The sequence below is a fragment of the Planctomycetota bacterium genome (genome assembly GCA_018242585.1).
Lineage (GTDB): Bacteria > Planctomycetota > Planctomycetia > Pirellulales > PNKZ01 > JAFEBQ01.
Map to the genome: position 1 here is coordinate 25,345 of JAFEBQ010000006.1, position 21,715 is coordinate 47,059.

Here is a 21,715-nt window from a genome sequence, read left to right on the forward strand (position 1 = left end):
GTGAAAAAGAAACGCAAACGCGCCGGCTGGAACAACGACGCCCCGCTAGCCATCATCTTAGTTAGAGAGCGTCAGGAACTACTGGCCACTCGCAATGCACAATGTTCTCGGTCTTTACCTCGTACTCGAATTCGTCACCGGTAGCGTCAGCCTGGATCGTGACTAGGCCGCGAAACTCGCGAGGGAGAAACCATCGATTCAGATAAAAGGCAGGCGTCTGGTCGAGAGGAAAATTCCAGAGCATCTTGCCATCGGCGCTGACCGCTGGTCCCCGGCAAGTCGAAAACTCGCTCTCTGCCATTTCCCCAGGACTGCGGACAGTAAAGTAGCTATCCGCATCTGGTTCTGCGCCCTGCACCAGAAAACAGAGTGTCAGGCTGCTGTAGTCGATGATCCCCACATCAATCAGATCAAACAGCACGAACGCCCGATCACCCATTTCGTTGACCACCGAGGGCAGCCTGCGTTCCAGGAAGGCGTAATGGGCCCGCTGAGGGTGCAGCCGTTCTTCGCGTAAAATGGCCTCACTGGCTGCCACTTCGCGCAGCGCTTCCTCCCAATCAGCGTCAGCGGGCCGATTCCCGATGCGAATTGCATCGGGGTAAACCATGATGACATTGGAGCTCGCTTCGCCAATTAACGAGAATCGCCAGAGCGGGAATTTTTTCACCACATCAGCCTGAAGGCGCTTTAGCAGGCTCGGCGTAAGCCAACTGTGGTCTCCAATATCCACCAATAAGGTTCGTGGCGAGCTCCAATCGCGCACCCACATGCCTGGAGATGCTAAATGATCGATTTCAGGTTTTGGCGCGGCAGGCGAGTTCTCTCGCGACCAATCTTCAGCCGCGAAATAGACGTCCCAAAACTCGAGCTCATCCCAAACAGGCAATGCGGTCGTCGACCGCAAAATCGGATACTGTTGAGACGGCGACTCCTCATCCCGAATGTTGTAGTACCCGTTGAATTCCTCTGCCGAAGGGCAGCGTTCGGAGATTGGGCGTCCTGACATATCGCTGCCTCAAATCGGTGGCCAGTAGGTTCCCGACCTTCATTTGTACTCCTTACGAGCCAGCCTCTCAAACATCTCGTCCACAGCGCTACGAAAATTGAGCGCCGCATAGGCGCCGACTTGGGTGAGAATCTCCATGTACAAACTATCATTGTCGCCGGTGAGCAGCGACTGTGCGCGAACCAAGTCGCCAGCATCGAGCGCTTCCATGGCTCGACGGTAATGCCCACTTGTCCCGGCCACCTGCAAGACGCTCGCCTGAGCCGCAATAGCTTCTCCCAGAAAGGCTGAGGCAATCGCCGCTTTGGTCAGAATATTGAAACGAGGCTGCGTCCTGATTCGACGCCCGTTTGCCATGACGTCGTCCATCGCCGTGACAACTTTGGTTCCCCTTGGAACAGCTTTTTTTATCGCTCGATTGAATGGGCCAATCACGTCGTGAGGCCTGCCATTCGATCCTTTGCCGCTTTCAATCAGATTGATGAACTCTTCCATTTGCTCTTTGGTCATCTTCTTGATTCGCTTGCGCTCGATGAATTTGAGGATTTCTTGCTTAACAGCCTTTGTATAATCGCCATGCTTGATGCCACCGTACTTGCCATACGAATGGGATGGATTTGTCGCTCCTGATGTCCGTCCGGCGGCATACGTAAGAGCATCGTCCCCCAATTTCGGCAGGACATCATCACTATAGATGGCAGCTCTCGCCGCAAAATGATGGCCGTCGCCGGAAGATGCTGCCGTGAACTGCGCCACTATTGGTCGACGATTGATTAGTGCGGCGTCGCTCGGCGCGCTAGCATTCGATGCGTGGTCTCCTTCGCCACCGGTGGGGGCGAACCAGCCCGGGTTCGGCTGACTGCCGCGGCGAGGGTGCTTGGCCGGGTTCCATTCCGCCTCGTGCAATGGCGCCACGTCGCGCAGCCAACTGCGAAACTCCTCGTCGGCGCGGGCCGCCGCTTCCGCCGCCAGCTCGCGACGCAGTTGATCCGCGTGGTCCGGCGAAATGTCGGCCAGAAACTGCCGATACTCGCGCTCGTCGGGCACCGGTCGACCGAGAATCGCTTGGGCGAACTTCCAACCTTCGCTACGCTCGATTGGTTCACGACGACTGTCGGATCGTGGCGGTCGATTTCCCAAGCTCATCATCAGTTCCCCTCAAATGAACGGTGTCAACCATCGCGCATTGTTACGACGCCACGAGGCTAGCGATACGAGGGAAATCCCGCCAGGGAAAGAGTGGGCCACGCCAGCCCATCGCCGCTAAGGCCGCGAGGCGATTTCGAGATCGCTCGAACCGAGCGCGTGGCCCGTGGCGGCTTCGATGAACACCCGCACGTGGCACGCGCCGCTGGCCCCCTCGGGCACGCGCAGCGCCGCGGCGAAGCGGCCGTCGCGCACTGGGACTTGCACCGCGACCAGCCGCGGGTCGTTGGCCCGCTCATAGGTCGTGGCGAACTCGCGCTCGGCGGTCGGCGCGGGGTTCGCCCCCGCGCGGGTCGGCGCCACGAACGTCAAGCGATCGCGGCGGACGACCAACTCGACGTGGGCCACGCCGGCCGGCAAGGGCGAGTGCCCGGTGATCTCGATCATCGCGCCCGGCGTCGTTTCGGCCGGCGCGTGGACGACCGCCGCTTCGGCTGGACGAAGCCGGAGCAATGGATCCCCCAGCAGGTTGAACTGTTGAATATGGTCGCGCCGCTCGGCGGCCAGATCGCCGCTCGCCGGATTGCAGAGCCGCGCCACCGCGTCGAACATCCGCCGCTGGGCGCTGTCGCGATCCGTCGCGGCCAGGTTCTGCTTAGCCGCCAGGACCAGCTCGCCCAGCGTGGCGTGCCGCTGCTGACAATGCTCCGAAAGCAATTCGGTCGCCAGGATGCACATCGCATAGGGCATCGTCACGCGCGAACCCGCTAGCGCCGCCACCGGACCCGAGGGGGAATTGACCAGCGCCTCGGCCAGGCTTGGCTCCAGGTCATCGAACGCGCCGGTGTAACAGGCCAACAACAGCGCGATCGTCGCCCGCCGCGCCGGCAGCGCGGCGGCATCGGTCGCGTCGAGGATCGGATAGCCGCGCTCGTTGAGCACCACGTAATCAAGCTGCTGCGGCTGGGCATGTCCGACATAGACCCAGAACAGGCAGCCTTCGCCCAGGCGGCGCATCGTTGTGGTCCGAAATGTTTCCGCGCCGGGAAAGAACGGGCTCCGCCAGTTGGCATAGGTAAGCGTCGTCGCGTACGCGGCCGGGACATTCTGGGTCAAAATCGTTTTGGCGACGGTCTCGATGGCGGCGTCGGCCACCGGCCCAAAGCCGCCAGCGCCGGCCACCACGTTCAGTTGCCGCCGCCAGGGGCCATGATCGGTCGAACGCTCGTAACGAATGGTCCGCTCGACCAGCGAGCGAAGTTGCTCGGGGGACCGGATCGGCAAGCGGCCCACGGCCGCGTCGGGCAAGCCGTCGTCGTCGAAGTCGCCGTAGCGACCATCGGCGGCCAGTTGGTTTTCAGGACCGAAGCGATGGACCACCTCGGAGTCGACATAGAACGTCGGCACGCTGTCGGGTCGCCGAGCCTGGATCGAGCGCGGCGAATCGGCGTCGCCCATCAGCACGACAAAGCGCGGCCGCACCGGCCCCACGGCGCGGGCGATGTTGCGCCGCGCCAGTTCAGCCGTCTCGGCCCGATCGACGACCACTGGCTCGTGACCTTGGCTGCGACGATAGACGAGCCAGGGTTCGAGGGCCTGCCGGTACTCGGCCGGACAAACGACGACGGTATCGACCGCGCCCCACGGCAAGATTGACAAGCAAAGATAAGCGGCCAGCGACATGTTAGTGGCGCGAATTGGACGGAGCAGGTTTCAAAGCCGGCGACAATTTATCCCCGCCAGGGGACCAGGGACAATGTCAGTTCGGGCCGGGCCGCCCGCTGCTATCGTAGGCGCGTGCGATTCAGGCTCGCGCGGCAATCACCCCTCCCTAACAGGGAGGGGCAGGGGGGAGGGTCGAGACGTCGCAAGCCAAACATTGGCGGGCACAGAGTAATTCGCTCTGAATGCAACGGTTGTCGGCTTGCAGCGCGTTTACCCTCACCAGCTTCGCTGCGCTTGCGACCTCTCCCTGAAAGGGAGAGGTGTGCCGGCGTTGCCGGCAGAAGGTATGCAAAAGGAAAAACGCCGCTGGCTGTTGTCAGCCAGCGGCGTCTGGGATTGCTTTCGCGACGTTGACGAACGTGCGTCGAAACTATTCCTTCGGCGCGACCTTGGTCTTCGTTTCTTCAACTGCGGCCGGGGCATTGGGATCAGCCAGCACCGGCTTGTTCGTCAGCGTGGGTTGCTTGGTCGGCGCCTCTTGCGTGGCGGCCGGCGTCGGCTGCTGCGATGCGCTTGATTGGGTCGCAGCCGACTGAGCGGTCGCGGCCTGGGTCGTGACGGTCGCCGACTCGATGATGGTGCTCGTCGTCGGCACCGGCATCAGCGACGTGGTCGGCACCTGCACGCTAGGCGTGGCCACTGGCAACGGATTGCCACAGGCGTCGATTGGTTCGCGATACATCACCGTCCGCGGCACTCGATAGGTATAGGTCACCGGCGTGGTCTTCTTGACCAAGCGCGGCACACGCACCGTCTCTTCAAAAGCGGCCTGGCGGCAGACGCGAACCGACACGTCCTCTTCACGCTCTTCCTGCACGGTGCGATAGGTCGTGACCGGCACCTTGCGGACTTGCGTCTCGGGGACCATGCGGACGGTCGTGACCGGCACCTTGTTGTCGACCCGTTCACTCACCTGGCGAGTGACCTGCACCGGCACCTTGCGAACTTCCTGGACGTACTCAGTGCGGCAGACTTGCACGGGCACCTTGCGGACCTGGACTTCATCGACGTACCGCATGGTCGTGACCGGCACCTTTTCGGTGAACGTGCGCGGCACCAAGGTCGTTTCCGGCACCTGGGCCGTGACCATGTTCGATTGCCAGACGCGCTGCACTTGGACTTGGGCGGGGGCTTGCATCGGCACCCAGGCCAGACCGCCGCGCTGGTAGTACGGCAATTGAGTCCCGGGATCGATCATGTAGGCCGATTGCTCCACGGCCAAACGCCGCGTCACGCGGCCCGGCACACAGACGGTCTGATCGACGTAGCCTCCTTGATCGACGGTGACCGGGCGATAGGTCGTGACCGGTTCATAGCTGGTGCGCAGCTCTTCGCGCTCCGAGGTTTCACAGACTTGGCGGCGGACAACGTGGCGCTCTTCGCGCTCTTGCGTTTCATAGACTGGCCGCGCGACGGTGTAGGCTTCTTCGCGCTCGCTGGTCTCGACGACGTTGCGAATCACGTCGTAGCTGCGGTCTTCGATCCGTTGTTCATAGACCGGCTTGAAGACGGTGTACTGTTCTTCGCGCTCGCCTGTTTCGGCCACCTGGCGCTGGACGGTGTAGCGCCGCTTGCGGACTTCGGTTTCCCAAACCGGGCGGTAGCTCGTCACCTTGCGTTCGTCGTAGACGGTTTCGTACTCGACGCGATACGCGGTGACCGGACGTTCTTCGATGACCGTTTCATAACGGACGCGATACTCGGGACCGCAACAACTTTGCGCGCGAGTATCATTGGCCGGCAGCACGGCCGCGCAGCCCACACCCACCAACATCAGCTTGAACAATTGCATGGCTTCGTCATCCCCGTGTTCTGAAGCAAGCTCCCCTGGTGCAAATCAACGTATGACGGCAGCCCAATCCGTGGCCCTCCCTTGATGGCGGCATCAGGTACAACGCCGCCGACAAAAGTTCCCGTTCAATTCGAGTCCCAACTGAACTCTGGCGAATTAACGCCCGGCTTGCAAACAGAACATTTTAACAGCCGGACGAACACGCTCAGGAAGCACCAAGCCGACAAGCACTTGCGACTGGAAAAAAACCTTCAAGTTTTTTACTGTTGCAACCGCGGCTTGGTTCGCGCTCGCGCTGCGATTTCGCCACGTGCTGTCGCCGCGCGACAACTCACGTGATTGATTCGCGAAACACGAACGACGCGCGACCGCGAAAAAGCTTGGATTTCCAGTGTAATCCGAGATGCTGCCGCCGCAATCAGCGCCGGCAGCGATAGCGGCGGTCAAGCTAGGGGGTCTGTGTCGATTGTGCCGGCGCGGCGGCCAACTCCTGGGCGACGATCTTGGCTTCGAGCGCCACTTGCCCCAAGTCGGACTCGCGGCTCAGCCGTTCCGCCGCGGCCGCGAGCTTGGTGCGATCGACCGTAGCGTTGTGTTCGACCAACTGCTTTGCGCCGCGCAAGCCGTTCATCAAGATGCTCAGCCGCTTGGCCTCGCGGAGCTTGGTTTCGTCTTCGACGTCAATGCCAGCGCGCTCGTCGGGATTGAGCATTTCGAGCAACACCGGTACGGCCCGGTCGTCACCCATCCGCGCCAACATCGTGGCCGCGTTGTAGCGCACGTCGGGAAACCGATCGGCAACCAGCCCTTGCAGTCGCTGTTGCGCCTGGGGTCCGCCATAGGCCGACAATACAAACGCGCTGGTCGAGCGCATGTTCGGCGCGTCGGCGTCGGCCTCGCGCAGCGCCAGCTCGAGCACCTCGGGATGAGCCCCGCGCGCGAACGACGGCGAGTCGGCCACCACGCTGGCCACGGCGCGCAGCGCCGCGAAGCGCGTGCTGGCATCGGCCTTGTTGGCGGGGTCGGCCGCGCGCACCAGCACCGGCAACACTACCTCGGGCAATTGAAACCGCCCCAGCGCGCCGCACAGGAAGACTTGCAACTGCAAGTCTTCTTTCTCGGTTCGGTGGGCGTCGAGTTCGCGCCCCAGAATCTCGGTCAGCCGCTGCGCCAATTTCGGGTCGTGGCGCAAGTCGGCGTGGCGCGGATCGCGCAGCGCTTCGGCCAGGTTGTAGGCCGCCTGCCAGCGAACCGCGTTGTTCCGTTCGAGCGCGTCGAGATACGAGTAAGGATCGCTTCCCGAGCGGACCAGCCAGACCACCGCCAACCACGCCACCGCCAACGCGGTAACGATCCCGGCCGGAATCAGGAACAGCTTGACCAGGAATTGAGCGTCGGGGGGCTGGACCGGGGGCAGGGCGTCGTCAGGGGAAAAACGCGGCGAATCTTGCGGCATGTCGGCCATCGGGGTACTCGTCGGGCGCGCGGGTTAGCCCGGCCAGGGGGCGGCCGTCAGGGGCCAGAAAGCTCACGCACGGGCCGCGTGTCCCCCTCGATCGATCGGGCAATGCCCTCAGTGTAGAACCAGGGCCGAGAGCGTCAATGCCGCGAATCCGCACACAAACCCGAGGTTTTCCGGGCAGATTTGTCCTCGGGCGGCGGTGCCGCGTGGGACGTTGATGAATAGAATTTGCTCATTGCCCGCCTGCGCCTCCGGGCCCCTACTTTGGGGCCGTGGCACGGCGGCTCAAGCGGTTTGTCGCAACGGATTTAACGCCTGGCCGGAGTCATGGGGCCAAAAGTTGCGACCGTGTTTTCTGTAGGTATAGTAAGGTTTTGGCTCGTTTTCGGCGCTCCCGGGGCGCGCACCGGGCGCCGCTGACTTAGTCGGAGTCGGTTACGACGATGAATGTGAAGCTGATAGTCGTCAGTGGCGAGTCCAACGCTCGCGAAGTCCCCATCAAACGCCTGCCGTTGACCATCGGGCGCGACCCGACGGCCGACCTGCGGATTGTCCATTCCCAAATCAGTCGCCGGCACTGCCAGTTCTTTCTGCGCAATGGTCGATTGGCGCTGCGCGATTTGCGCTCGTCGAACGGCACGTTCATCGACGGCAAGGCGATCGACGAAGCGTCGGTCAAGCCGGGCGCGACGATCACGATCGGGCCGCTGACGTTTCGCGTCGAAGTCTCGCAATCGCCGAAGCCGGCCAAGCCCAAGGGGTCCGCGCCGAAAGCGACGACGCTGTTTGACCCGCTGGCCGATGCGCCGGCGACGGGCGACATGGCCGCCACGCAAGAGTTCGCCCAAGAGTCGCTCTTCTCGCCCGACGACGCGACGATGTCGTTCAACGACGTCGTGGCCGCCGCCGGGGCGGAAGCGGCCCCACCCGCCGAGGAAGACTTCTTCGCCGCGCTGGCTGACGGCGGCGCGCCGGTCGACGCCGCACCGACCACGCCGGCCGAGCAGCCAGCGACCTTGTTCGAAGCAGCCGAAGCAGTGCCCACCGACCCCGCCGCCGATGCGGTGTCGTTCGATGCCGTGGAACTGGTCGACACACCTTTTGCCGAGACCGCCGCGCCGGCCGAACCCCTCGCCGTGGCCGGCGACGAAGCCGATTTCCTGGCCATGCTCGGCGCGGCCGACACGCCGGCCGAAGAGGCGGCAGTGCCTGCAGAGGCGGATGTGCCCAAAGCTGCGCCAGCCCCCGAAGCCGCGCCGGAGCCGGTTGCTGAAACAATGATGTTCGAGCCGGCGGCCGAAGCGAAAGCGGAATCGCCGTTCAACTTCCTGGCCGAGACCGAGGCAGCCGCCGAGGAACATGCCGCCGCGGCCGAGGCCACGCCGGTCGAAGAATTGCCCGCCGAAGCGGAGGACGCCGCCTTTAATTTCCTGTCGGCTGAAGCGGCCACACCCGTCGAGACTGCGCCAGTAGCCGAGCAACCTGCGGCGTCGGTTGAAGATGGCGCATTCAACTTCCTGGCGGCGGCGGATGAGGCCCCTGCCGCGGAAGCGACACCAGCGGTTGAAGAACCGACGCCGCCAGCTCAGCCTCAGGCGTCGGAAGATGACGCATTCAACTTTCTCGATGCCGCCGAAGAGGCGCCGGCCGAAGCTGCGCCCGTCGCGCCCGAGCCAGCCGCTGCGGTTGAAGACAATGCTTTCAACTTCTTGACCGGCGGCGAGGCGGCGCCGGCTGCTGAAAAGACACCTGTTGTCGAAGCACCGGCAGCGGCTCAGCCCCAAGCGTCGGAGGACGACGCCTTCAACTTCTTGTCGGCTCCCGCAGCGGTGCCAGTCGAGCCAGAACCAATCGCGCCGGAACCAGCAGCGTCGGCCGAAGACAATGCGTTCAATTTCCTGGCGGCCGCGCCCCCATCTCCTGCTGAGGCCCAGCCTGCCGTTGAGCCAATGATGTTCGAGCCTGCGGCCGAAGCGGCTCCCCTCACGCCGGCCCCGGAACCGGCGGCCCCGCCGGCCGAGGATGACTTCTTCGCGGCCCTGGCCGGCGAAGGGATCGAAACTGCTCCTTCGCCCGCCGCGCCGGCGGCGGACCCGATGGCCGCCACCACGATGTTCGATCCGGCCAGCGCCGGTGACGACTTGCAGGGCCTGATGTCGGCCAGCGCCGAGCCCGCCGCCGAGGAAGCGCTGTTCGATCCAACGGCAGCTTCCGCGGAACTGCCGGTGGGTGAGCCAAGCGAGGAACTGGCCGAGTCGCACGCGACGGTCGACGACGCGGCTTTCGGCTTCCTGAGCGCTGCGGCGGAAACCGGTTCAGCCGAACCGGCCGCGCCCAGCGACGAAGTCGGCGCAGCGCCAGTCGACTTGGACACCGGCTGGTCCGGCACCGAGGCGGAGGCTGATGACGAGCCGATGTTCGCGCCGGACGATCTGCGCGAGCCCGAGTCGGTCACACCGGCAGCGGACCCGGAAGCTTTCTGGAGCGAAATGTCCGGCGGCACTCCCGCCGTGAGCGACGCGGTCGATGAGTTTCAACCAGTCGACGAATACCAGCCGGCCAATGAATTCCAACTGGCCGACGATGCCGAGTTGGCGGCCGCGAGCGCGTCGATAGCGCCGGAACATCCGGACGTCGGCTTTCCGATCGAAGATGTGCATGGCAACGTGATCGACGACCAGGCACAAGCGCCGCACGGCTGGCCCGTCGATGCAGGGTCGCCGGACGGCGGCGGCTATCACGCATTTGCTCCCCAGACACCGCTCGGCGCGATCGCGCTGGACGACACGCCGGTCCTGTCGAACAAGATCACATACGCCGCGAGCGACCTGGTGATGACATCGCCAGCCGCGCCGGCCGGCAAGCTCGGCGCACCGGCTGTCATGTTGGGTGCAACGGCGGCGGTCCCGGCGGCCGCGCCGCGCCGCAAGAAGCGCCGCCCCAAGGTGGCCGATGTTGGCACCGGCGCGCTCGACACGCTGGACGTCTTCTTCCCACCGATCATGACCGCGCCGGTCGACAGGCCGGTCCCCCCCGCACCCGCGGAAGTGATGAGCGAGGTGTTGCCCAGCGCGGGTGCCGCCACGGCCATCGACGAATCGCCGGCCGAGGGAACCGACGAAGGGTTCGGCTTTGCCGAGGCGCTGATGCTGGGTGCTCGCGCCGCGGAACTCGAATCGGAAACCGGCCTGATGCCCGACGCGGCCGATCCGTTTTGCGAAACCGAGCAGGCGATCCCCGCCGACTTGCCGCCGACTGGCAGCGACGACCTGACCGCCTGGTTCGATGCCGGCCAGGGTGCGCCAAGCGTCGACGAAGATTTCGCCGCCGAGCCAGCAGCCGAAGCCGCGCCATTCGATCCGATGGCCGACGAGCCGCTGGCGGAAGCGCCTGGTGGCGAGAGCGCCGACAGCGATTGGCCCCCGGCGGCCGAACCGCCGGCAGCGAGTGAAGACGATCTGTTGGATTTCATGACGTCCGACGCGTCGCAAGAGGCCGAGGGCTTTGCGCCGGCGAATGACTTTCCGGCCGAGCCCGAGTTGTTCGCGCCGCTGGGGAATGATTCGTTGGCCGACGCGCGTCGCGCGGGGGCGATGGACGAGTTGACCGCACACGAAGCGCTGTCGACCGAGGCCGACGCGCTGAACAGCCCGCATCTGCACTTGTCGGACGCGCCGGTGGAAGAGGTCGACCTGACGGCGATGTGGGGTTCGGAAGCGACGATTCAGGAAGCGCCGCCCGTGCCACCCACCTCGACCGAGGATGTGGCGTTCGACTTCTTGGGCGCCGTCGAAGAGCCGGCGGCGGAAGCCACGCCGCTCAACCCGCTGGCCGATGAACCGATGGACTCAGCGCCGGCGAGCACGACGCCCGAGGCGTTTGGCGAGACGGCCGCGCCGGCGACCCCGACCGACGAAGACCCGTTCGCGGCGTTCCTAAGCGAGCAGCCCGCGGCCAGCGAGCCAGAGTTCAATTTCGCGGCCGAGGAACCGGCGCCGGTCGCCGAAGCGCTGTCGGAAGCGATGCCCCCCGCGGCCTCGAGCGAGCCCGCGTCGGCGGAAGACGCGGCCTTTGATTTCTTGACCGGTACCGAGGAGCCGGTCGTGCCCGAAGCGGCATCACCATTATCGGAAGCGCCAGCGCCAAGCGCGGAAGACCTGCCGCTGGACAGCTTGCTCGACGATTTGCCCATGCTGGAAGACGCCGAGGAAGAATCCGGCTCGGTTCCTGATCTGGCATCGTTCCTGGGAGACGCGGCGGCTGAACCTCCGGCGGCCGAAGCGCCCGCCCCCGACGCCGAGACGCCGTCACGCAGCGAAGACGACGAACTAGCTCAGTTCCTCAAAGACTTCGGGAAATAGCGGTTGGGCTGCCGGGAAATTTGAACCGCAAAGACGCAAAGGGCGCGAAGGGGAAATGACGAATCGCTAAGCGGCCAACCGACAATCGTCCTCCCATTCTTCCCCGTTTTCTCCGTGTCCTCTGTGCCTCTGTGGTGAATCTTTCTTTCTGCAATTTGCCGCACTGAGCGTTACTTCTTCGGCGTCGGCGTCGGCGTCGGGCGCGGGGGCATGACGTGCGCCCCGGGGGTCACTTCCTTGATGTTCGGCGTCACGTCGGCGTCGACGTTGCGACAGACCCAGGTCAGGGCCCCCAGCATCACTTCCTGGAAGGTGGCATTGTCCCAAACGTCTTCGCGGTGTCCCATCGACGTGTAGAACACGCGTCCCTTCTCGTACATCCGCGCCCAAGTAGCCGGGTAGTTGGGCCGCTCGTAGTCGCTTCCTTTCATCCCTTGCGTGTCCTGGACCAGGATCACGTGCAAGTTGTCGGCGAAGTTCTTGAGCGAGTACCATTCTTCCATCAACTCGAACGAGCTGCCAGCGCCGCTCAGGCCGGGGAACTTGGCGTCGGTGACCGCCAGGCGGGCTTTTTGCTGCGGGCCGTGCTTGATGAATTCGCCGCCGAGCATGGCGATATATGGGTCAAGCTGTGATTGCTCCTCGAATCGCTCGCCGGCCGAATGGAACGTGTCGCTGCCACAGTGCGAGGCGATGAACCCTTTGCCCGCGGCCACGGCGTCGATCAGCTTTTGCTTGCCGGCCGCGCTCATCGGCGGCTGCTTGTCGGTGCCGCTCTGGGTCAAGTCGCCCGTGGTGTAGAAGACGAAGGCGTCGTATTGATTGATGTCGCCGTCGAACACCCTGCCGTCCTTGGTGGCGGTGACGTCAAAGCCTTGCTTGGCGCCGATTTCGGTCAACACCCGTTCGTTGTAGGCCGGCTGGCCGTCGGCTCGCCGGGTGGCCGAGTGCTCGAAGCTGCTGCTCTTGGTAAAGAACAACACGCGGCGCCGCGGCGCGTCGGCGGCCCGAACTTGTCCCCAAGGAAATTGGCTGGCGGCCAATGCCGCGCCGGCCGAGGTTAGAACCTGACGACGAGTGAACATGGCGGGACTCCTGCGGGAAGAAATGACGAATGGGATTCGACCACGACGACACAACGGGCACGACGCCGGAAAATGTTAAGAAAATTGAACCACAAGGTCGCAAAGGCACGCGAAGTAAGATGTGGGAGGAAAACGCGGGAGTAAGGCCAACTTGCGGTTTAATCCGCAGGCCAAAGGCCTGCGTGCTTCCCTGCCGCATTCATCACTCAGCACTCATCATTCATCACTTCCTACGTCGTGCCCGTCGTGTCGTCGTGGTCGAATTCTCTTTGACTTTCCTTTGCGTTATGTGCGGTTCAACTGCCGTCCGTTCAGGAAGCGTCGCCGCGGGTTAGGCGTAACATCTCGAACAGCGCCTGGGTAACTTCGGCCGGATGTTGCGTCAGTTGCCAGGCGACCAGCGCCAACAGCGCCGCACCCAGCGCCGGCAGCGCATAGCCCCAGGCGTTCGGCTGGTGCGGTGCGGCCGCCAGTCGTCGCGCCAGCCCGGCGTGCAGCAAGGCCCAGGCCGCGTGGTTCTGGTGTTCGTGGACCGCCTGCAGGACGATGGTGTTCGAGGCTTGGGCGATTTCGACCGACAATTCGACGTGCTGCCGCGGCATCAGCAACGTCGAACCTGCCCAGCGGCTTTCGGGGTCGAGCTCTTCAATCACCTGAGCCACGATCGGGCGAAACTCGGCCAGCGCCGGCGCGTGGTAGATCACCAGCCGCTGCCTGCTGTTCAAAACCACCAGCGACACGCACAGGCTGTAGACGACCGCCACCATGCCCCAGACCAGCGGGCCGTAGTTGATGATGGCTTGCTGCGGCAACAGCAGCTCGGCCGGGCCAATCGTCACCAGCCCCGACACGCCCAGTGCCAGGGCCGTCAGGTCGCGGCTGCCCGTGACCACGGTCGGCGTGCGCTTGCGGTGCAACATTCCGATGGCCAGCAGATAGAGCGCCAACGGCCCCAGCGCAATCGACAGTCGCAGTGGATCCATCGTGTCGCTCACTTAGCGCCGCTTGACCAGCCAGGCGATGCCGCCGGCGGCGCCACCGATCACCAAGGCGACGCCAATCTGCAAGAAGAAGTCCAGGTCCGACAACGATTGAATCACGAACGTCAGGGCATAGAAACCCAGCGCGCCACACAGGAACGCCATGGTGGCCGCGTTCTTGCGGGCCTTGGCCCGTTCGACCGGGTCGTATTGTTCCTCGGCCTCACGCTCGCGATTGACCGTCTGGCCCATTTCGCGCGCGGCGGCCTCGCGCGGGTAATACTTGTTGATCACATCATGGATCGCTGTCGGCGTACACAGCACCGGCCGCACCGGCAGTCCCAGCCGCAACCGCAGCTCGTCTTCCAGGTCGCTCGACAACGGGTTGGGCGAAGCCACCATTACCCGTTCGTCGTCGGACATCACCGGCACGCACGAGTGTTGCCGCGCCAACGTGGCTGGCATCTTCTGGGCCAGGCCGACGTCGAGCGTCACGTGGGCCAGGTCCAGGTACGGCACGCCGAGCGCTTCGGCCTGGGCCTGGACGACCTGCTCGGGCGAGGCGACCTTCTGTTGCAGGATCGCGTCGCGCAGCTCCATGCCGATCGCCGTCGCCAACTGTTGCGCCTTGGTCAGCTTCTCGGCGTCGATCAACTTGCGCAGGACCAGAATCTCTTCAAACGTGCGCTTGGCGCCGGCGCCGCCGCCGGTGCGGCCCAGCGACGAGTCATAGTCCGACTTGCGGCGCGTGTCGGTCAGACAGAGCATGGCCCGGGTCAACTCGTTCAACAGCCCGCCGGCCCGATCGGCGTACTCGGTGGCCAGGTACTTGCGGACGTTGGCGCTGAGCTTGTTGTAATGGGTGCGAATCAGGCCGCTGTCGTCCTCGAATTGCTTGAGCCGCAGCAATTGATAGTGATTCAACGGCCGGGCCGTCTCGGTGACGCCAAGCCAGCGGGTGTAAATGTCGCCTTGCGCGGGAGCCGCCATCGGTGGATTCCGGTCAGAAGTTTTTCAGATTCGATTCGTCGTGCGATCTTTCATTGAGACTCGCGCTGCACAATCACGGACGAACACCCCTCCCTGTCAGGGAGGGGCAGGGGGGAGGGTCGAAGCGTTGCAAGCCCAGAAGCATCGCGATTGGAACACCAGAACTTCGCGCGATGCCAGTCGGCCGGCCACGGGGCTCCTCATCCGGCGGCTCTTAGCCTAATCGCTGCCGGTGCGCGACGCGAGAGTCGCGTGCCGCAAGTGCCGATTCAGTCGTGCCAAAGGAGCGGGCCCAATCGCGCCAGCTTACTCGGCGATGACTTCTTTGACCGGCTGGACGAAGTGGGGAGTCTTCTGGTTGGTGGTCAGCTCGGCGGCCTTCTTTTCGGCCTGCTTCTTTTGGCTGTATTCGAACAGCGCCACCCGCTTGAGCGATTGATTGAACACGCCCCAAAACGCCTTCAGGCGAACTTCCTTGGCGGTCTTGGCACGGCTTTTGCGCTTGGCCGGCGCCTTGGGCGCTTTGGCCTTGGCTTCTTTCCCCTCGGCCCCTTCGGCAGCGTCCGATTCCTTGCGTAATTCTTTCCGATTCAGAACTTTGCGTGCCATGGGCTCTATCCTTCTCGAACGTAAAGGGGGCGTCGATTGTGGAGCGCTCGGTCAACGGCGCGCTGGGGGGCCGGGAGGTCGAAACCGACAATTTACCACCTTTTTCGGGGAGTCTCTAGTGCCGTTTCGTCTGGCGTAGTAGGCCAGTTTGGTGAAACGGGGTGGCGGGGTCAGAACGAAGTGATGGCCCCGAACCGTCACCACGGGGCCATCGCTGCGCTCTGACCCCGGCGACCCAACGTCCTAGATGCAAACTGCCCCACCATCCCGGGGTGCGAACGGTTGCTCGCCCGGCCGTTCGTGCTACCATACTTCCGCTCTCGATGTTATCGGCCCCGGGGCTTGTTGGACGCCGACCTGGACGGACCCGCCCCCCTGCTTTGCACGGATTCCGCACGCTTTGCCCCGCGCTCGTCTCATGGCCCACAAGCAATCCTCGTTGAAATCGGTCATCAACCGGCTGCACCACCAAGACTGCGTCGCAGGCCTGCGCCGGCTGCCCGACGGCTGCGTTGATCTGGCCTTCGCCGATCCGCCGTTCAACATCGGCTACGACTACGACGTTTACGAAGATCGCCGGGCGGCGGATGAATACCTCGCCTGGTGCGGTACGTGGCTGGGCGAGGTGAACCGTGTGCTCAAGCCGACCGGCACGTTCTGGCTGGCCATTGGGGACGAATATGCCGCCGAGCTCAAGGTGCTGATGCAGCGCGAGCTGGGGCTGGCCTGTCGCAGTTGGGTGGTCTGGTATTACACGTTCGGCGTGAACTGCAAATACAAGTTCAGCCGCTCGCACGCCCATCTGTTCCACATGGTCAAAGACCCGCAACAATGCACCTTCAACGCCGAGCAGATTCGCGTCCCCTCGGCGCGGCAACTGGTCTATGGCGACCGGCGGGCCAACCCCGTGGGTCGTCTCCCCGACGACACCTGGATTCTGCGCCCGCAAGATTTGCCGGTCGGCTTCACGCCCGACGAGAACACGTGGTACTTCCCCCGCGTGTGCGGCACGTTCAAAGAGCGCGCCGGCTGGCACGGTTGCCAGATGCCCGAGCAGCTCTTGGGCCGGATCATTCGGGCCTGCAGCAACCCGGGCGAACTAGTGCTTGACCCCTTCGGCGGCAGCGGCACCACGCTGGTCGTGGCCAAAAAGCTGGGGCGCAATTTCCTGGGCTATGAATTGTCGCCGGAGTACGCGGCGCGGATCGAACAGCGCCTGGCAGCGACCGAAGTCGGCCAGGAACTCGACGGCGCGGCCGAGCCGCTGGTCAGCGCGCCGACGACCGCCAACGGGCGGCGTCTGGACGACCGCGGCAAGGCGAAGCCCAGGAAGAAACGCCTGGCGCGGAATGACCGGTGACGGTTTTTCACGTCTCCCTTTAAGGGAGACGTCGCTGCGGGCATTGCACAAAAACTACGCGCAAAATGTGTGTGGCCAGTTTCGCGCCCTCAAGCCCAAGATCAGCTTCTGAGGATTGGGGCGCGCTTCCAAGGCGCTCGGAATAACAATCTGCTGAGGCAACCGGGCCTTGAACTCTTCAAGCCCCATGTGAAGCTGTAAGCCCGCCAGCCGGCTTTCACAATCGGGGTTCGTTATGATTCGATAATTCGACTGTACCCCCAACAAACCGTTGTCATATGCCCCGTGGTGAAGGCGGCACAACGCCAACCCATTGGTCACTTCATCCGTCGATTGGGGATAGGAAACTGGAACGATATGCGCCGCATCAACAAGCTTCAACGCACACTGACAAACCGCACACTTATGGCGGTAAGCGTGCAAGACGGCTGGTTTGAATTTGGCATCGCGATATGCACGCATCGTCGTTACTAATTCATAGCGACGTGACGCTTGATCTTCGGATTGCGATTCGTCAATGAACATTCGCTCTTCCGTCGTGGTCTCCGGGCCAGTCTCCGCAAGCAGTTGAACGCCAGCGCTGTCTGCTTCCGAATTGTGAACGGGTAAGCCTTGTTCTACATACCAGAGAAGCGAATCAGGTTCGACCGCGACAACTACTTCCCGGCCCTGGGCGACTGGTCGAAACTGCGTGCCAATTCCAACGCGCCTGGCAATTGTCAGAGTCGCTAAATTGGTTTGAAAGCTTGACGATCCCTGGGAAAATCGCGTGTGACGGCGAGGATCCCAGAAGGCCCAAACTTCAGATTCTCGATTCCATCCACCGATCAATGTTCGTCGGCCTGGTTCAAGGGGAAACTCACTCACGCCAGTTGCTTGGATACGCCGCTCATTCGGTGGTCGGCGTCTTCCCCCAGGTGTTATTTCCCAAAGAAACAAGATGCAATCGATCGCCGACGAGCCTGTAATTACGCGAAGCCTGGCCGGTCGCGCTACATCACGCTGCTGGTTTCTGATGACCGTTGCACCGGCACGTTCTAGTTGGTCAACGAAGAGGTCAACCAGCCTTGAAAAGAGCACGTTGACTTAACTCCCTGGCTTGGATGCCGCAACGCGCCTCTTTCCTATCGGGGCTTGTGCGTTATCGAAGAGCGGTCCTGTTTCAAAACGTAGTATGGAGCCTTCGACATAGCGTGACTCTAGTTCCGATGCCAACCACCGACGGCCGCTTACGTCGCAAACTGACCCAGTCACATTGCTTCCCGCGAACGGGTCAACTACAAGATCACCCTTCGATGTGAGGTAATCAACAAAAAACCGAACCAACTGTTCCGGGTATCTTGCAGGGTGCGGCTTAATGCCCCGCTCTTTGCATTTTCGCAAATAAGCGCTATTCGATTCTGTGTTCGCAATAGTGATCAGGTTCGACGGAATCGCCCCCCCGTTGTCGCGCTGAAACTTCGTTGAAATGTCGTGACCTGATGGCCGCTTCTGTGCCTTATAGCCCTTCTTAATCAACCCCTTCATGCTTTCGCTGTAGGGCTGCAATACCTGTCGATTATCGGCTTTGGGCCATTCAGATTTGCCGAACCACCAAACCATATTGACCGCGTCTTTGACACGCAGTCGCCGCACAGTCACCCACTCCGCAGGTGTTGGCAATCGCGCCGGGTTGTACCAGTAGAACTCCTGCGCAAGGCAAAACTCTTTGGCCAACTTCACCGCGAGTTCAAAGTGGTAGATACTGCGGACAGGAACACCTGGCACCCACGCGCCACCAATATCAAGCACGAAACTGCCGGTCGGTTTCAGCACGCGCTTAATTTCCAAACAGAATGGCATGAACCATTCAAGATACTTGTCGAGCGGCTCATTGCCGTACTCCTTCTTACGCGTAAGTGCGAAAGGAGGCGAGGTCATCACGAGGTCAACGCTGTCGCTCGGCAGCTTCGTGAGCAAGTCGATGGCGTCAATCTGGAACATCGCGCCGCCCGGCGTGCAATAGGCGGGCGTGAATGATGTAAGCCTGAGTTGCTTCGGCCAAGTCAACTCGGTTGAGAAACCGTTTCGTGTTAGCATCCTGCAACCCTCGAAAGCGGCATGTTTATCCGTGCTCAATGATTCCTAACACCAATTCAACAGGCGACTTAGGACGAGCGCATCCAACCGTTGATGTCAGTTCGCGAGTGTACAGTAGCGCCGATTCTCGTTCAACTTGTGGTCGGCCATTTCTCAAGAAATACCGGTTGCCAAGCGTCCTTCACGCAGGATATTTCATGTGAAATAGCGTCTCGTGGGGTAAAGCTCGCCTGCGAACGACCTAACCCTATCGCAGCCAAGGCTGCCAGCGATGCGAGTTTGCCTTTTACCGCTGCCAACCTCACACTAATTGCCGGCGGTTACACGAACGATCGACGCATATTGTCGGCGCGCGCAAGCTCGCCTCTCAAAACCTCTCATCCAAAGCGCGCACCTTATGAAATTCGCCATTTGCAACGAGACGTTTCAGGACTGGCCGCACGAGCGGGCGTTCCACTTCGCGCGCGAGGTCGGCTACACGGGCCTGGAAATCGCGCCGTTCACCATCAACACCGACGTCCGCCAGATCACGGCCGCCCAGCGCCGCGAAATCCGCGAGCTGGCCGACCAGGCCGACCTCGAGATCATCGGTCTGCACTGGTTGTTGGCCAAGACCGAGGGGTTTTATCTGACCACGCCCGACGCCGCGGTCCGCACGGCCACGAGCGCCTACCTGGGGGAACTGGCCCGCTGCTGCCGCGATCTGGGGGGCTCGATCATGGTGCTGGGCTCGCCGCTGCAGCGCATCTTGCTGCCTGGCGTGAGCAACGACGACGCCATGCGCTACGCCGCCGACGTGCTCGAGCGCTGCATGCCGGTCTGTGAAGAAAATGACGTGACGATTGCGCTCGAACCGCTGTCGCCCGAGTGGGGGCCGTTCTTGAACACGGCGGCCGCAGGGGTCGAGTTGATGGAAATGGTCGGCTCGCCTCATTGCCGCTTGCACCTCGACTGCATCGCCATGTGTACCGAGCCGACGCCGATTCCAGAGCTGCTCCATCGCCACCGCCGCGAGCTGGCCCACTTCCACGCCAACGATCCCAACAAGCAAGGCCCCGGCATGGGGAACCTGGACTTTGTGCCGATCCTCCGCGCGCTGGGCGAGATCGATTACCAAGGCTGGGTCTCGGTCGAGGTGTTCGACTACGCGCCAGGTTCGGAGCGATTGGCGCGAGAGAGCATCGAGAATCTTGAGGCGGCGCTGGCAGAAGTGATGAATGCGGAGTGATGAACCGGAACCAAGTGATGAGTGATGAATGTTGAGTGATGAGTGAAAAGCATGAGGAAAGCATGCTTGCCTTCCATTCATCATTCATCATTCCGCACTCATCACTTTCCCCGGCACAACCCCTACAATTCACGCAACTCTGCCCCGCCGCCGTCCTCTCGGGCGGAAATAAGCTACTCTTGTCTCGGGCCATTTCGCTTCTTCCCGGCAAGTCCTTGCTCGTGCAGTGTCGCGCATGGAAACGCTCGCGCCAGGCCGTTCTCTCGATGAACTCGTCGAGCAAACCTCGGGCTTGTACAGCCTGCCCGCGGTCGCGGTTGACGTGTTGGCGTTGACCAACGACCCGCAAGTTGGCGCGGCCGATCTTAAACGCTGCATCGAGCACGATCCGGCGCTGGTCGTCAAGCTGCTGCGCGTGGTGAACAGCGCGCTGTTCGGGCTGTCGCGGCCGGTGACCGATCTGACCCAGGCGATCACGCTACTCGGCGTAAAGCCATTGAAGCTGCTGGTCCTGGGCTTCAGCTTGCCGCGCAGTCTGAGCGACGGCGTCCAGACGCAAGTCCTGGAAGCCTACTGGCGGCACGCCCTGACCAAGGCCGTCGCGGCCCGGCACCTGGCCGAGCAACTGCGCACGGCGTCGGGGGACGACGCCTTCCTGGCGGGCTTGCTGGCCGATATCGGCTTGCTGGTGTTGATTCAGTCGCTGGGCGATCCTTACGTTCAGGTTGTCCGCCGCGTGCGCCATCTGCAGCGGCAGCTCGACGACGTCGAGCGCCGCGCGCTGGGCTTTGACCATATCGAGCTGACGGCCCAGTTGCTGCGCCGCTGGAACATGCCGGCCGCGCTGGTCGACGCGATTGCCAGCAGCGCACCGCACCTCGACGCCAGCCAGCCGACCCGCGCCGATCGGGAAGGAACGCTGGCCGAAATCTTGGCGCTGGCCGAACATTGGGCGCTCGTGTTGGTCGAGCGCCAGGACGACCACCTGCCGCTACTGCTGCAACGACTGCGGCAGCTCAGTGCCATCACCCCCGAGCAATTGACCGGCTGGTCGACCCTGGTCGAATGCCGCGTCCGCGAGCTGGGCGACGCGTTGTCGATGGCTCTGCCTGACGACCTTGATTACGCCGAAGTGATCACGCAAGCGCATCAACGCCTGAGCGACAATGTCTCGCAATGGGCCACCGAGTTGATGACCGCCGGCGCGCGGCGCGCCCCGCGCGGCGATGACGTGGAATTGGGCGATCAAGTCCGGCAATTGATGGCCCTGGCCGGCTCCCCCTGGTCGGCGCTGCGAGTGGGAGCGTCGGCCAACGCATCGGCGTCGGCCACAGTGCCCGCCGGCGTAGCTGCCGCGCCCCCCGCGGCGAGCGTGCCTTCGACTCCTCCCCAGGCCACGGCGCCGGCCTCGGCCGTGTCGGCCTTGGAAGAATTGCTCGACCGCGTGCAGCGGATGTCCGATGACTGTCGCCAGGCGCGATGCGCACTCAGTCTGGTGCTGGTGGCGCTCGACCGCGACGATCGCCAGCGGGCCGAGTTGGGACTCGTGCAGCACACTTCCTGCTGCCAGCAACTGGCGGCGATCTGCCGACAGGTCGATCACTGGGGCGCGGCCATGATCGAATTGTCGATCAGCCGCTTCGCGCTGCTGTTGCCCAACGCCGATCGGGGCCAGGCGAGCGATTGCGGCCTGCACGCGCTGCGCTGCGTGCGCGATCGGTTTGCTCATTACCAGCATCCGGTGACCGTCAGCGTCGGCGTGGCGGCGGCCGCGATGGTGCCCAAGAATTTTTCTGGCCAGCAACTGGTGCTGGCGGCGGCCCGCTGCTTGCAAGCGGCACAAGTGTCGGGCAACACGCTGAAGAGCATCGAGCTCTAGCTCTTCGGTG

16 protein-coding genes are annotated in these 21,715 nt (G+C 63.1%); 4 read left to right on the forward strand and 12 right to left on the reverse strand.

Features of this window, described 5'->3' with window-relative positions:
• Window positions 1-61: 61 nt before the first annotated feature.
• The 6 genes from JSS27_03055 to JSS27_03080 all read right to left on the reverse strand — a co-directional run bounded on the left by JSS27_03055 (window position 62) and on the right by JSS27_03080 (window position 7,137).
• Entirely contained in the window at window positions 62-1,009 is a 948-nt protein-coding gene (locus JSS27_03055) for a hypothetical protein (protein ID MBS0207910.1), read from the reverse strand.
• A 39-nt stretch (window positions 1,010-1,048) separates the two neighbouring features.
• On the reverse strand, window positions 1,049-2,158 hold the full coding sequence (locus tag JSS27_03060; GenBank protein MBS0207911.1) for a hypothetical protein: 1,110 nt from the start codon (window positions 2,156-2,158) through the stop codon (window positions 1,049-1,051).
• A gap of 114 nt (window positions 2,159-2,272) precedes the next feature.
• A complete protein-coding gene (locus JSS27_03065; GenBank protein ID MBS0207912.1) occupies window positions 2,273-3,838 on the reverse strand; it encodes a hypothetical protein in 1,566 nt (521 codons plus the stop codon).
• Between the two features lie 412 nt (window positions 3,839-4,250).
• Window positions 4,251-5,672 carry a hypothetical protein gene (locus tag JSS27_03070; GenBank protein ID MBS0207913.1) on the reverse strand — a complete coding sequence of 474 codons (1,422 nt, stop codon included), beginning with the start codon at window positions 5,670-5,672 and terminating at the stop codon, window positions 4,251-4,253.
• Window positions 5,673-5,828: 156 nt separating this feature from the next.
• On the reverse strand, window positions 5,829-6,119 hold the full coding sequence (locus tag JSS27_03075) for a hypothetical protein (protein ID MBS0207914.1): 291 nt from the start codon (window positions 6,117-6,119) through the stop codon (window positions 5,829-5,831).
• A 1-nt stretch (window position 6,120) separates the two neighbouring features.
• Window positions 6,121-7,137, reverse strand: a complete 1,017-nt coding sequence (locus tag JSS27_03080; GenBank protein ID MBS0207915.1) for a HEAT repeat domain-containing protein — start codon at window positions 7,135-7,137, stop codon at window positions 6,121-6,123.
• A 440-nt stretch (window positions 7,138-7,577) separates the two neighbouring features.
• Between JSS27_03080 and JSS27_03085 the strand changes: the two genes are divergently transcribed.
• Window positions 7,578-11,495 (forward strand): FHA domain-containing protein, encoded by a 3,918-nt coding sequence (locus tag JSS27_03085; GenBank protein ID MBS0207916.1) that lies wholly within the window; start codon window positions 7,578-7,580, stop codon window positions 11,493-11,495.
• A gap of 170 nt (window positions 11,496-11,665) precedes the next feature.
• Here JSS27_03085 and JSS27_03090 read toward each other — a convergent pair whose 3' ends face one another.
• The 4 genes from JSS27_03090 to JSS27_03105 form a co-directional block, all read right to left on the reverse strand.
• The gene (locus JSS27_03090; protein ID MBS0207917.1) at window positions 11,666-12,580 is read right to left on the reverse strand and encodes a ThuA domain-containing protein; all 915 of its coding nucleotides are present in this window, start codon (window positions 12,578-12,580) and stop codon (window positions 11,666-11,668) included.
• 311 nt (window positions 12,581-12,891) lie between these two features.
• Entirely contained in the window at window positions 12,892-13,563 is a 672-nt protein-coding gene (locus JSS27_03095; protein ID MBS0207918.1) for a hypothetical protein, read from the reverse strand.
• A gap of 12 nt (window positions 13,564-13,575) precedes the next feature.
• Window positions 13,576-14,550: a hypothetical protein gene (locus JSS27_03100; GenBank protein ID MBS0207919.1), complete on the reverse strand. Its 975-nt coding sequence runs from the start codon at window positions 14,548-14,550 to the stop codon at window positions 13,576-13,578.
• Window positions 14,551-14,856: 306 nt separating this feature from the next.
• Window positions 14,857-15,159 (reverse strand): hypothetical protein, encoded by a 303-nt coding sequence (locus JSS27_03105; GenBank protein MBS0207920.1) that lies wholly within the window; start codon window positions 15,157-15,159, stop codon window positions 14,857-14,859.
• A gap of 418 nt (window positions 15,160-15,577) precedes the next feature.
• Here JSS27_03105 and JSS27_03110 point away from each other — a divergent pair, with 418 nt between their 5' ends.
• Window positions 15,578-16,519, forward strand: a complete 942-nt coding sequence (locus JSS27_03110) for a site-specific DNA-methyltransferase (GenBank protein ID MBS0207921.1) — start codon at window positions 15,578-15,580, stop codon at window positions 16,517-16,519.
• 54 nt (window positions 16,520-16,573) lie between these two features.
• On the opposite strand, the gene JSS27_03115 is transcribed toward JSS27_03110, so the two are convergent.
• Both JSS27_03115 and JSS27_03120 read right to left on the reverse strand, forming a co-directional pair.
• The gene (locus tag JSS27_03115; GenBank protein ID MBS0207922.1) at window positions 16,574-17,044 is read right to left on the reverse strand and encodes an HNH endonuclease; all 471 of its coding nucleotides are present in this window, start codon (window positions 17,042-17,044) and stop codon (window positions 16,574-16,576) included.
• Between the two features lie 561 nt (window positions 17,045-17,605).
• Window positions 17,606-18,502: a site-specific DNA-methyltransferase gene (locus tag JSS27_03120; GenBank protein MBS0207923.1), complete on the reverse strand. Its 897-nt coding sequence runs from the start codon at window positions 18,500-18,502 to the stop codon at window positions 17,606-17,608.
• Window positions 18,503-18,995: 493 nt separating this feature from the next.
• Between JSS27_03120 and JSS27_03125 the strand changes: the two genes are divergently transcribed.
• On the forward strand, window positions 18,996-19,826 hold the full coding sequence (locus JSS27_03125; protein MBS0207924.1) for a sugar phosphate isomerase/epimerase: 831 nt from the start codon (window positions 18,996-18,998) through the stop codon (window positions 19,824-19,826).
• 235 nt (window positions 19,827-20,061) lie between these two features.
• Window positions 20,062-21,705, forward strand: coding sequence for an HDOD domain-containing protein (locus tag JSS27_03130; protein MBS0207925.1), 1,644 nt, complete (start codon window positions 20,062-20,064; stop codon window positions 21,703-21,705).
• Window positions 21,706-21,715: the final 10 nt, after the last annotated feature.

Excerpts from the sequence above, each read along its gene's own strand:
- JSS27_03090 (MBS0207917.1), bottom strand. The coding sequence starts at position 12,580 with ATGTTCACTCGTCGTCAGGTTCTAACCTCGGCCGGCGCGGCATTGGCC.
- JSS27_03095 (MBS0207918.1), bottom strand. The coding sequence starts at position 13,563 with ATGGATCCACTGCGACTGTCGATTGCGCTGGGGCCGTTGGCGCTCTAT.
- JSS27_03115 (MBS0207922.1), bottom strand. The coding sequence starts at position 17,044 with ATGTTCATTGACGAATCGCAATCCGAAGATCAAGCGTCACGTCGCTAT.
- JSS27_03110 (MBS0207921.1), top strand. The coding sequence starts at position 15,578 with ATGGCCCACAAGCAATCCTCGTTGAAATCGGTCATCAACCGGCTGCAC.
- JSS27_03130 (MBS0207925.1), top strand. The coding sequence starts at position 20,062 with ATGGAAACGCTCGCGCCAGGCCGTTCTCTCGATGAACTCGTCGAGCAA.
- JSS27_03065 (MBS0207912.1), bottom strand. The coding sequence starts at position 3,838 with ATGTCGCTGGCCGCTTATCTTTGCTTGTCAATCTTGCCGTGGGGCGCG.
- JSS27_03055 (MBS0207910.1), bottom strand. The coding sequence starts at position 1,009 with ATGTCAGGACGCCCAATCTCCGAACGCTGCCCTTCGGCAGAGGAATTC.
- JSS27_03125 (MBS0207924.1), top strand. The coding sequence starts at position 18,996 with ATGAAATTCGCCATTTGCAACGAGACGTTTCAGGACTGGCCGCACGAG.
- JSS27_03105 (MBS0207920.1), bottom strand. The coding sequence starts at position 15,159 with ATGGCACGCAAAGTTCTGAATCGGAAAGAATTACGCAAGGAATCGGAC.
- JSS27_03085 (MBS0207916.1), top strand. The coding sequence starts at position 7,578 with ATGAATGTGAAGCTGATAGTCGTCAGTGGCGAGTCCAACGCTCGCGAA.
- JSS27_03070 (MBS0207913.1), bottom strand. The coding sequence starts at position 5,672 with ATGCAATTGTTCAAGCTGATGTTGGTGGGTGTGGGCTGCGCGGCCGTG.
- JSS27_03120 (MBS0207923.1), bottom strand. The coding sequence starts at position 18,502 with ATGTTCCAGATTGACGCCATCGACTTGCTCACGAAGCTGCCGAGCGAC.
- JSS27_03060 (MBS0207911.1), bottom strand. The coding sequence starts at position 2,158 with ATGATGAGCTTGGGAAATCGACCGCCACGATCCGACAGTCGTCGTGAA.
- JSS27_03080 (MBS0207915.1), bottom strand. The coding sequence starts at position 7,137 with ATGGCCGACATGCCGCAAGATTCGCCGCGTTTTTCCCCTGACGACGCC.
- JSS27_03100 (MBS0207919.1), bottom strand. The coding sequence starts at position 14,550 with ATGGCGGCTCCCGCGCAAGGCGACATTTACACCCGCTGGCTTGGCGTC.